Raw genomic sequence first — 12,531 nt, 5'->3', positions numbered from 1 at the left:
CTTACTTATCGCTGCGGAGACGATCCAAAAGCACCGCAAGTACGATAACAACACCTGTAATAACGGTTTGCCAAAAGAAGCTAACATTTAAGAGTGTCAACCCATTTCTAATTACACCTAAGATTAACACACCAATAATAGTCATCTGAATGCGGCCAATTCCCCCTGCTAGGCTCGTGCCTCCGAGAACAACAGCAGCAATAGCATCTAGCTCGGCCATGCTTCCAGCATTTGGCTGACCGGAAATTAAACGCCCTGCAAGAACTACACCAGCTAATCCTGCACATAAACCACTAATGGCGTACACATTTATCAATGTCTTTTCAACCTTAATGCCTGTTAATCTTGCTGCCTCTTCATTACCGCCAATCGCATAAATATGTCTGCCAAACATCGTGTATTTAAGTACGATAAACATAACAATATATACAGTAAGCATGATGTAGATGGGAGTTGGGACCGATAATATCTTCCCTGATCCAATAAATTTAAATGGTTCCGAAGCCAGTATCGTAGGTAATCCTCCGCTTATTACAAAAGCAGCGCCTCTAATATAAGTCATACTCCCTAATGTAACAATAAAGGAAGGTAATTTGGTTCTTGCAGTCAGAAACCCATTGATCCACCCTGCAGCATATCCCACCGCAATCCCAGCGAACATGGCTATAAAAGGATTAACTCCTTGTTTAGAAAGCAGGACGGAAATAACGCCCGAAAGTGCAATCGTAGATCCCACAGATAAGTCAATCCCACCAGTCAGGATAACTAATGTCATACCTGCAGCAAGAATTCCATTAACGGATGATTGTTTTAATATATTGAGAATATTCCCCATATCTGTGAAATTAGGAGCAAAAATAGCAAGTACGATACAAATAGCAACTAATACAATTAACATGCCTAATTGATTCCAAATTTTTCTCAAGGATAACCCAACATTATGTTTTTTATTTACGACTACTTCCATTCCAGTGCTCATTTGATCTCCCCCGTTGCATAGTACATAATCTTTTCTTGTGTAGCTTCTTCGCGCCCGAGGTTTGCACGTAATTTCCCCTCATGCATAACAAGTATACGATCACTCAGTGCTAAGATTTCTGGCAGTTCAGAGGAAATGACCAACACAGCAAGACCGTTTTTGGCTAATTTACAAATAACTTTATGAATTTCAGTTTTAGCGCCAATGTCAACACCTCTTGTCGGTTCATCTAACAAAAGCACTTTAGGCTGTATGGATAACCAACGTGCAAGTAGTGCTTTTTGCTGATTTCCTCCGCTTAAACTGACCACCTTTTGTTCTTTGTTTGCCGTTTTAATGCCTAATTCTCTAATAAACTCATCAGCTTCATTGCTTATTTGCGACCAATCTAAGAGAGCTGCTTTTCGATATTTATACATTTCAGCCATCATAATATTTTCTTTGACAGACATATTCAAGAATAACCCTTGTTCCTTGCGACTTTCTGGAACATGAGCAATACCATATCGTATAGCATCTTCTGGAGAAGAGATTTTCACCGGTTGACCGTTAATCAGAATTTCACCTGATGATATTTCCGATAAACCAAAGATCGCTCTGACTAATTCGGTTCTTCCTGCCCCTACCAATCCCGAAATGCCAACAATTTCTCCAGAATGCACCTCGAGCGAAATATTCTTTACATTTTTGTTATCAGATAAACCTTTTACCTCTAGAACCGGTGTTTTATCTTTAATCCAGGTCGTATGTGAAGGCGGTTTTTGAAATAAATCGTTTAATTCACGACCAACCATTGTCTTAACCAAATGATCCGGATTGGTTTCGGCGATAGGAATTGTTGTAATCCATTCTCCATCACGCAAAATGGTACAGCGGTCAGAAATTTTAAAAATTTCATCCATACGATGTGAAATATAAACAATTGCAACACCTTTTTGCTTTAACTCATTAATAATAATAAACAGCTTATCTATTTCTTTGTGGGTTAATGAAGCTGTTGGTTCATCCATCACCAGAACTTCTGCTTCTATTGATAAGGCTCTAGCGATTTCCACCATTTGTTGTTGAGCAACACTTAAGCTTGAGACATACGATCTAGGATCTAAATCAGATCCGATTAATTTTAATAACGAATGGGCTCGTTCGTGAACTTTCTTCCAGTCCACCATACCGAACTTATTTTTCGGGAATTTGGTTCCCATTAATACATTTTCACCTATGGTTATATTCGGCGAAAGATTCAACTCTTGATGAATGACACTGATGCCTTTCTCGCGCGCTTCCATGGCATTAGACCATGTGATCAAGTTCCCTCGATACAATATTTCGCCTTTATCTGGACGGTGAATCCCTGCCATAATCTTCATAAGCGTCGATTTACCGGCACCGTTTTCTCCCATTAATGCATGTACTTCACCTTTATGCAGATCGATATTTATGTTTTTTAATACGGTAACCCCTGAGAAAGACTTGGAGATCGCTCGCATGCTTAACACTTGTGACGACGATTCAGAGGAATTATTCTTCCAAATTTCCGATTGCACAGCTTCCATATTCTCACTCCAACCAATTTAATAATTAATATCATTTAATGAAAATAGAATGAATACGATGTGGCACTCAGGTAGAGAGTAACCACATCGCAAGAATAATACTACCAGCCTTTATAGTCTTTAACGTTTTCTGTCGTAATGAAATCAGTTGGAAGTTTAATTAATGGTTCCACTTTTTCACCAGCAAGAACTTTAAATGCCGTTTCAACTGCAATTGTAATCATATTGAATGGATTTTGTGCTGAGCTTCCAACATAGCTTTTGTTTTCTTTAAGTGTCGTCACTGCATCCGGAGATCCATCTACACCAACGATAAACATTTCCTTGTCGCGACCAGCTTGCTCTGCAGCAATTTTAGCCCCAATACCTGTTGGATCATTAATAGCAAATACAGCGTCGATTGATCCTTTGCCGTTTGCTTGTAAGATGGTCTCCATCTTAGCAAGCGATGTTTCACGATTACCGTTACCATTTTGATTAGCAACTATTTTAATTCCAGGAGCTGCTTTGAGAGCTTCATTAAATCCTGCAATACGGTCTGTTACAGCGGACACCGGCGGTCCATCTAATACGGCAATATTTCCTTTTCCATTCAACCGTTTGACCAAGTATTCACCCGCTATACGTCCTGCTTGAACGTTATCGGATGTTACACTCGCATTAACACCGCCCTCAGAAATTGTATCGACAGAAATGATTGGGATACCTGCTGCTTTAGCTTGACCCACCGCTGCTGCAATACCTTTGGTATCTACAGAGCTTAGAATAATCATACTCACTTTTTTGGTAATAAAATCTTCGATTTGGGCCGTTTGTGTAGCCAAATTATCTTCTGCGCTAACGGCGATTACTTCACCACCGTGTTTCTTGGCAGCTTCTGCTGCACCTTTGGACATCGCCACGAAGAAAGGATTGCTTAAGTTTTGTACAGTCAAACCGATAACTACTTTTTTCCCGGGTGTCGGATCTGCTGCTTTCGCAGCTTTAGCTGTTTCCGCTGGCGCCCCAGTTGCTGCTGCGGGTTTTGTTTCTACTGCTTTACCACAAGCCGAAAGTGCAAATACAACAAATAGCAACAAGAAAATCTTCATGTTTTTCATTTTCAAATTCCTCCGAATTATTATAATTTTTCAAAAAAAAGTTTGGCGGACATTAAGAAGATAGGTCTTAATTAAAGTGTAAATGTTTTTCTATGAACATGTTTTAGAGTCCAATTGACTATCACGTTTAGCGACACAAATAGCCAATTGTAAATCTCTTTAGCATGTTCTTTACTCCCTCCTTTTTTGATACAAATAAATCCCCCAAATGAAGTCATGCATGATTGATACTAATCAATTACCTACAAGAAACCTCACCTCCCTAAAAGAGTGGATGTATGTTTTCTGTGTCTTCATCATACCTGTGATAAATACAAAAAATAATAGAAAATCTTCTCTCAACTGTTGAATATTTTCTACTATCTTCATTCAAATATGAGAAAACCTCTATCGAGGCCATTCAAAGATGAGCGACCGCTATTCTCCCCCACAAAGTGATGCTAACCTTCGAAGCAAAGTCCGATTACTTTGTGGGGCCCCCAAGAGAGGTAGGTTTTATCGCCAATAAGAAAGCGGTTTTCAGGTACCGAAAACTTATACTTTCTTATGTGGTAAAAAAGACCTAGCATGATGTTTCTCTCCCTTCCGCATAATTCACCAAAACGAAAAAACTAAAAATAGCCCTGGCCTGTTATGACAGGCTAGGGCTATTTCTTATTACTTCTACTCTGCGAGAGGCAGCCAAACATTGATGGTTGTAGCTACGCTTATTCCTGTAACAATAATCGGTAAAGCACTACTGCCGTCTCAGCCCTCGTCGTATGATCGAGTGGAAGAATCTTCCCATTGTTACCATCAATAATATGGGATTTCACAAGAGAAGAAACACTTTCTATGGCATATGACGAAATATCATTACGATCCTGGAAAATACTCAAATCTGATTTTGTACCTATGGCTGTTTCGCGTTTCGCTGCATCCATCGCTCTACTCAGCATAACCATCATATCTTGCCTTGTAATCGAAGCGTTCGGATTAAAAAAACTTCCATCTATGCCATTGGTAATACCCAGCCTTTTGGCGATGCTGACCGCTTCATAGTAATAATCATCCGATTTAACATCATCAAAGTTGGAATCCGCTTGAGCCGTTAATTCAAGTGCGCGTACTAGCAGTAGAACAAAGTCTGCCCTTGTAATATCCTTTTGCGGAGCAAAGGCTGTCTCTGTTGTGCCTTTAATGATGCTTCTAGATGCAAGGAATTCGATCTGGTTTTTAGCCCAAGCGTAATCGTTAAGATCATCAAAGGACTTATTCACGTAAGCTATCGCATATTGGCTGAAATGGATTGTTTTAAAGTTCATTTCACCCGTTGCTTTATTATATTTGGCATTAGGAACAGGTGCGATGCTGCCGGATGGATCCAGATACCAGACAACTAAATGATCTGTATGATTCATTTCTTCTGCTAAAGGCGTGTAATGGATAGCTACCTGTACAGGAGCATCCGCATTACGCCATGGAAGTACGTTACCATTCAAAGTGGCGATTAATTCAAGAACCGGCCTTGCTCCGATTTCAGATTGTTTACCGCCACCAGCTGCATTACGATCCGCAAGGGTCATACTTAATACAATGTTGTCATTTTCATTGAATGCGGCTTTGGTAAACATCTGACTCGATAAAGTCATGGTACCTATTGGACTACGAATTTCAAATTGTCGATTAGCATGGTCACTAGATATAAACGTAGATGGTATCTCGATACTGTATCCGTTAACATCATCCGCTTTATCCAATTCGATTGTTATCTTTTTGGTGCCTTTAGCGTCAATCCCAGCTGCATCCAACGCTTTATTCAACGTCTCTTTCGAAACTTTTCCCACAGCAATTTTATTACTTATACTAGTCGGAACAACAAGTCGGCCCTGATTGTTAGGCGTTGTGTCCACACCTGGGATTACTGGCGTAGGTTCTGAAGGAGTTTCATTTGATTGTAAGACCGTGACAGAAGCTGTTGTCACATGTCCTTTATACGCAGCTGTAATCAAGGTTTGACCCAGTCGCTTCCCATATACGATGCCGGCATCATTCACGCTGGCTACAGAAGGATCAGAGCTTTTGAAGACAGCTTGGTCCGTAACAATTTGTTTGCTTGTCAGATCGCCATATCCATACACCGTTAATGGCATACCCTGCCAACCCCCATACACGATTCCCGTTACAGAGTTGCTTGCATCTTGAATGGCACCGCCATATACCGCTTGGCTTACAGTGTGATTCATTGGACTTAAAACAAGAGCCGATACAACGGTTGGGAAGGTTCCATTCGTTTCAATCGTATAGCTTCTTTTATCCATTTGAAGCTTCTTGATCGCCCTATCTGCCCAAATTGTGTCAAGGTGATAAATACGTAAAGAGTTGACGTTCACTTCCCCATTTTCTGCATAAAGCTCAAGGCCCTTACTGTTCGAATCAGGGAATATTTGATCTGTGAAAACTTTTCTTCCATCATTTGCAAACACTTCAAGGGTATCCTCATCTACGAAGATATGAAGTTTAATTTTGTTATTTTCCGGAGGCAGAGGAGCCTCTTGTCGGACAGGGACAATATCACTTACGTCAGGCCCTCCTGAATGCGTACGGTCCACAAATACTTTTTGACTTGACGTGTCATACCCGATCACTGTCTCTTGCGAATTGGACTTACGAATTCTGAATCCAAATTCCGATGCATCCTGAATACCAAATTCCGCGACAATTTCCATTGTACTTCCATATACGGCTTGCAATACATTATTAACCTGTTGAACTTGGAAATTGGTCCAATTTAGAACCGGCTTTCTTAATTGTTCTAGCTGCTGAATCGGCTCCTGAATCAGACGGATTCCATCCGTTGTCGTCTTAAGCTCGATCGTACGCGGAATGCTCATTCCACCACGCCAAGTACTTGTAGGCGTATTGCTCGCATATCTCCAGTTATTCATCCAGCCGAGCCATAAGGGTCTTCCTTGCTCATCTCGAATATTGCTCCATGTTACTGCTGCATAGAAATCGGAACCATAGTCAATCCAATTGGATTGATCAGGAGTTGGCCGTTCATCTGGTGTAAAGGTTTTGCCATCGAACGCACCGACAAAATACATCATACCCGATCCTTTACCAGGAGGCTGAGGGTCAACATCTCTTCTGTTTCCGTTACCATCACCGGTACTAATGATCATAACCCATTTCTTCTTGGTTGGATCTCCATCGACGGACAATTCGATCAAATCAGGGCACTCGTAGATGCCATAATGTGATCCAAGTCCGTCAGCTCCAAATGAGTTTTCATAAGTCCATTCTTTTAAGTTGGGCGATGAATAAAACTCGATGTGATGACCTACAGCTAATAACATAATCCATTTGGATGTAGCCTCATGCCAGAATACTTTAGGATCCCTGAAATCAGGCGCGGTTCCGTTAGGTTCCCTTAAATCCGCGGCAGCTCCTGGCAACAGGACAGGATTTCCTGTATATTTCGTCCAGGTTCTGCCACTATCTTTACTGTAAGCGATACTCTGCACCTGCTGTGATCCATTTTGCGTATAAAACGCTACCAGACCTGAGCCTTCTTCATTAAATAATCCAGATGTGTTATGCGCATCTACTACAGCGCCGCCTGAGAATATGGCACCATGTTCATCAGGCGCTATCGCTGGTGGGAGTTCTTTCCAATGTGTTAGATCTGTACTTACCGCATGCCCCCAATGCATCTTATCGAAAGCAGGGGATGTGGAAAACGGCGTATACTGGTAAAACAGATGGTATTCTCCATTATAATAGACCATACCGTTGGGATCATTCATCCAATTTTTTTCAGGTGTATAATGGAACTGTGGCCTGTATGGTTCCGAATAGCTTTCACGCGGTATACTTAGTTGAAAATCATCTACACTGATATAACCAAAAGTGCCTGAGGTCTTATTGTCCACGACTTTAACATATACTTCTTCCCCTAGGTAAGCTGAAGCATCCCATGTAACATCCTGAAATAGGTCAGAGTCCGATCCCGTGGCTCTAAACAATTCCATATGATCATAAGCTCTGACTAGGGCTACATGTAGCTGATCAGCATCCTTGCCTCCAGCGACCAAAAAGCTCAGAATTCCAGTCCCCGTCAACTCGAATACCTTGGATGACAATGTACCTGTCAAGGCAGGGTTACTTGCTTTATTCCCATTCACATAATACGTTCCATAGTTTCCATTCCCAGGTAAATTTGAGACAGAATCTGCGAATGCTTCACCTTCCAGCGTCCACCCAGATAAATCACCAGTTTCAAAATCAGGGTTTTCCAATTGTGAAACAGCATTCATCGTCACAAAGCGATCCAGGTTGAGATGACCAAATCCGGCAGTTGTTTGATCCACAACTCTGAAATATAGTTCTTCCCCGGCATAAGGGGTAGCATCAAAAACATGCTCAGAATATTGTTCATCACTATTACCTGTCGTCTTATTAAGAATCTCGCCTGTTCGATCCCTTATAAGAGCAACATATAAGTTGTCAATATCCGAACCACCTCCCATCAGGAAAGTTAATCTTCCCGATGTAGGGATATTCTTATCGCCTAAAGCGATGAAATGGCTGGATTCCATAATTCCCTTTCTACCGTCTCCACCACCTTGAAACCCCCATAGATGATACAGTCCATTGTGCATAAATGGCTTTGTTCCCCAGAATTTATCCTGCTTGGTAAGCGTATCATCGAAAGCGTTACCCTCAACGACCTTCCAACCACGCAGGTCTCCGCTTTCAAAATCGCTATTCATAACTTCATGAGACACATAATAGTTGAAATCATCGACATTAAGATGACCTGTCGCCACGTTGTCTACAATGGAGAAATAAAGCTCTTCGTTTATAAATTTCGAAGCGTCCCAAGTAACAGTTTGATAACGGTTAGAGTTGTGAGCTGTTGCTCTAAACAATTCTTTATTGTCCGATGCTCGAACTAATGACACATAAAGATGGTCAACGTCTATATCTCCGCTGATTTTAAAATTAACAGTCCCTGTTCCTGCCAGTCTGAATGTGTTGGATGTTAAAGTGCCTGTCGCTTCGTTATTTCCAACAACATGATAATTACGCTGTTGCCCGTAGGCAATTCCCGAAGAATCAGTGTATTGATCAGAAATTGAAAAAGCGTCGCCACCTACTGTCCATCCAGATAAATCTCCTTTTTCAAAATCTTCATTATTCATCACGTAAGAAGGAGAACCTGTATTGCGAACATGGAAATCGTCGACATTCAAATGTCCTATTAGGCTATTGTCCATCACCTTCAAAAACACCTTTTGCCCTAAGTAGGCTTTGGCATCCCAAACGATCCGTCGAAGATATTCAGGGTTTAACTCACCATTTGCCGGTGTCTCACTAAATAGGATTGAATCGTCTTCCGCATTTACTAACGCAACGTATAGATTACTCGGATCATGATTACCGCTTAACATAAAGTTAATTTCACCGTTGCCACCAAGTTTAAAGACTGACGATTGGAGAGAGCCTGTTCTTGCACTAGCATTACCCGAACCGGCGCCAGCTAAGCCTTGAATATAGTAATTGCCTATCTTGTTAATTGGGGCTTCACCCGACATTGTCTCAGAGGAAACAGTTCCTGTAAAAGCATCACCTGCAGCTTGCCAGCCCTCTAAAGTGCCTGTTTCGAAGCTTGGATTCAAGATATCGGCTGGATCGTTGTTGAATGCGTGAATATCGTCAAGGTTAATATGCTGCCATCCGCCGCCAGGCACGCTATCCACTGCTTTCAGATACACTTCCTCACCTGTAAATGCAGAAGCATCCCACACAACTCGATCATACCCTTCAGAACCTGCATGAGCAGTATGTGTGGATTTAATTAGTTCTTTCCCGTCAGAAGCGCGAACAAGCGCAACATACTCCGTTTTGGGGAAATTACCTCCGCCTAGCATGAAATTAATTTCACCATTCCCGCTTAGCACAAAGGTGCTTGATTGGATACTGCCTTCCTTCCAATCATCACCCCAGAAGTGATATTCACCTACTTTATTAATCGGGTCAGGATGCCAGTAATTAACTTCAGAAGTAACCCGACCAGGCGCCTCGCCACTGACAACAGTCCAACCCGCCAAGTCCCCGGTTTCAAAGTCAGGGTTCACAATATCATGAGGCAGATTATAAACATGGATATCATCAAGATTCACGTGCTGCCATCCGCCTGCTGCAATCTGGTCCACAAGCATTAAATAGACTTGATCGCCTAGATAAGCCGAAGCATCCCACATCACTCTTGCATACGCCTCAGAATCTGCAAATTGTGTATTATTTGCTCTCATCAGTTCCGTATTGTCAGATGCACGTATTAAAGCAACATACTGTGTATCGAGATTTCCGCCACCCATCATGAAATTAATTTCGCCGGTTCCGCCAAGGACAAACACACTGGATTTGATTGAACCTTGCTTCATGTCATCGCCCCAGAAATGGAACTGCCCTGTCTTATTAATCGGATTTTCATGCCAATATTTTACGGTTGGCGAAACTTGACCTGGCACTTCTCCGGATTCAACCGTCCATCCAGTTAAGTCGCCTGTTTCGAAGTCAGGGTTAACAATGTTATGAATGGTATTATATACGTGGAAATCATCAACATTGATATGTCCTTGACCCAGATCAACAGCTTTCAAGTAGACCACTTCGCTAAGATGAGCGGACGCATCCCAGATCACTCTTCTCATGGATTCGGGACCATCACCTAGTGATGAACCGGTTGCTCTATATAATTCTGTATCGTCGGACTCTCTGAATAGAGCAACATAAGTATGATCCATATCATTCGTTCCGCCGATAAGAAAGTTTACTTCGCCTGTTCCTTCCAGCTTGAATGAGGCAGACTGTAGAGAGCCTGACTTTGCTTCTGTACTTCCGGCATCACCAGTCAAGCCGGATACAAAGTACTTTCCTTTTTGATAATAAGGGGTTTGCACCTCACCATAGGTTAACGCATTTGAGACTGTAAAAGCATCCCCCTTGGCGTTCCAACCACTCAAACTTCCTGTTTCGAAGCTTGGATTGTCAATACTATTCGTTACATTGTATACATGGAAATCGTCCACATTAATGTGCTGACTTGTGCTATTGTCCACAACTTCAATATAGAGATCTTCCCCTATGTATGCCTGAGCTTGCCAATTCACTCGTACATATCTTTCATATTGATCTGGCAATGCGAACCCCGCGCTTTTAAACAAGATTGTATGATCAGAAGCGCGAACGAGAGAAACATATACATTGTCGATATCATTGCCTCCGCCAACCAGGAAGTTAACCTCGCCATTTCCAGAAAGCCTGAACGTACTCGATTTCAACGTTCCTGTTCTGGAATCCGAGATGTTTATGCTGCTATCGCTTGGATCTACTGCTTCCGAATTCCATCCCCATGCGTGATAAGCCCCGTTCTGCTTAAAAGGATGATCTCCCCAAAAATTGGGTAATGATGAGGGAAGATCACTAAAAGCACTCCCGGTTGACATCCATCCTGATAGATCGCCTGCTTCGAAATCGGGGTTTTCAATATTGACAGGATGTTGTAAAGCATTCGCGGATGTTGATAGTCCGCTAAAAGCAAATACATTTGAAAATAACATAAAACTAGCTAAACCAAGCGCAACATTTCTTTTTACCTTTCGGGCGCTAATCGCCATTTCTGTAACCCCTTTCATAAAATAATAGCTCGAGTTTTTTTCTGTGTATGTGTGTGTCTTCATCATACCTTCGATCAAAATTAATAATAATAGAAAATCTTCTCGTAACTGTTGAAAATTTTCTATTGGGTGTTCTTTTATTTGATTTCTTCTCTACCCTGCTGTATTTTCATGACGGCATTGCTTTTCTTATCACTAATTACGGATCAGTGGAAGCGCTTCACTCATTACATATATATGTTATAATACATTTATGGATTTGTATTCAGGAAGGATTATTTGTCATATATTGCTTTGAAGAATATTCAGAAGGGACAGACCTGATATGAACATTAAACAATTATCGCCGTACGTCCGGATAGCAATGGATAGTTATGTCCCAATCCCTTGGTATTTAGAGGAGAGAGTTTTATTTGACTATGAGTTACTTTACGTTAAGGAAGGCAGAATACAAGTAACCATCGAGAATGATGTTTTTATCGGAGAACCAGGGGACCTCTTTCTTTTTCGTCCAAAGCAACGACACTCGATTAGAAAGTTAGGAACAGAATTAGTACGACAACCTCATTTGCATTTTGATTTGTTCTATGAGGAGGATAGTCCAGACGTAAAGGTTTCTTTTAAAAAACTTGAAGATATGACTGCCGATGAGATGAAATGGTTTCGAAACGACGATCTTGACCAAATTATCCCTCAGTTTCCCAGTCATATCCGTTTAAGGAATACCTTGGTTATCGAAAGATTGATCTTTGAAATCATAAAAGAATTCCAAATGACGTTACCCTTTTATGAAATGAATATAAAAGGACTGTTTTTGCAATTATTAAATGTACTTTTACGTGAAAACTATTGGAATTGTAATCCACATCTAGTAACCAATATGGGAGAAATGGAGCAGATGCGGATCTACTTGAAACACAATATCGACCGAAAGGTAACCTTAGATGAACTTTCCAAAATTTCGGGAATTAGCAAATACTATATGATTTCCTTATTTAAACAATCATTCGGGATGAGCCCAATCCAATATCATCTTTTACAAAGAATAGAAAAGGCGAAGGAAATGATTCAGTTCACCAATGACCCGCTAATGCTCATTGCCGGAAGTATCGGTTTTCCGGATATTCATTCCTTTAGTAAAGCCTTTAAAAAAATAGATGGAGTTAATCCTTCCTTTTATCGTAAAAAGTAAATTCATAAACATGTATCGTTTTGGGGTAAAAAAGGTACTT

At 41.1% G+C, this 12,531-nt stretch carries 5 protein-coding genes; 1 reads left to right on the top strand and 4 read right to left on the bottom strand.

Going from position 1 to position 12,531, the window contains the following annotated elements; translation table 11 throughout:
- Position 1: 1 nt before the first annotated feature.
- From ASG89_RS05475 to ASG89_RS35055, 4 genes are all read right to left on the bottom strand, one after another.
- Complete coding sequence (locus ASG89_RS05475; RefSeq protein ID WP_200963431.1) at positions 2-967, bottom strand: ABC transporter permease; 966 nt, start codon at positions 965-967, stop codon at positions 2-4.
- A gap of 8 nt (positions 968-975) precedes the next feature.
- Positions 976-2,532, bottom strand: coding sequence for a sugar ABC transporter ATP-binding protein (locus ASG89_RS05470; RefSeq protein WP_057309453.1), 1,557 nt, complete (start codon positions 2,530-2,532; stop codon positions 976-978).
- A 101-nt stretch (positions 2,533-2,633) separates the two neighbouring features.
- Positions 2,634-3,632, bottom strand: coding sequence for a substrate-binding domain-containing protein (locus tag ASG89_RS05465; protein ID WP_235549622.1), 999 nt, complete (start codon positions 3,630-3,632; stop codon positions 2,634-2,636).
- A gap of 707 nt (positions 3,633-4,339) precedes the next feature.
- Positions 4,340-11,317, bottom strand: a complete 6,978-nt coding sequence (locus ASG89_RS35055; RefSeq protein WP_235549621.1) for a GH32 C-terminal domain-containing protein — start codon at positions 11,315-11,317, stop codon at positions 4,340-4,342.
- Positions 11,318-11,624: 307 nt separating this feature from the next.
- Here ASG89_RS35055 and ASG89_RS05455 point away from each other — a divergent pair, with 307 nt between their 5' ends.
- The gene (locus ASG89_RS05455; RefSeq protein ID WP_057309449.1) at positions 11,625-12,491 is read left to right on the top strand and encodes a helix-turn-helix domain-containing protein; all 867 of its coding nucleotides are present in this window, start codon (positions 11,625-11,627) and stop codon (positions 12,489-12,491) included.
- Positions 12,492-12,531: the final 40 nt, after the last annotated feature.

The sequence above is a fragment of the Paenibacillus sp. Soil766 genome, from assembly GCF_001428105.1.
Classification (GTDB): Bacteria; Bacillota; Bacilli; order Paenibacillales; family NBRC-103111; genus Paenibacillus_E.
Note: the sequence above shows the minus strand (reverse complement) of the source record. Positions and strands in the feature narration are given on the sequence as shown.

Bases quoted from the DNA above. Each gene is read 5' to 3' on its own strand.
- ASG89_RS05470 (WP_057309453.1), bottom strand. From the start codon at position 2,532: ATGGAAGCTGTGCAATCGGAAATTTGGAAGAATAATTCCTCTGAATCG.
- ASG89_RS35055 (WP_235549621.1), bottom strand. From the start codon at position 11,317: ATGAAAGGGGTTACAGAAATGGCGATTAGCGCCCGAAAGGTAAAAAGA.
- ASG89_RS05475 (WP_200963431.1), bottom strand. From the start codon at position 967: ATGGAAGTAGTCGTAAATAAAAAACATAATGTTGGGTTATCCTTGAGA.
- ASG89_RS05465 (WP_235549622.1), bottom strand. From the start codon at position 3,632: ATGAAAAACATGAAGATTTTCTTGTTGCTATTTGTTGTATTTGCACTT.
- ASG89_RS05455 (WP_057309449.1), top strand. From the start codon at position 11,625: ATGAACATTAAACAATTATCGCCGTACGTCCGGATAGCAATGGATAGT.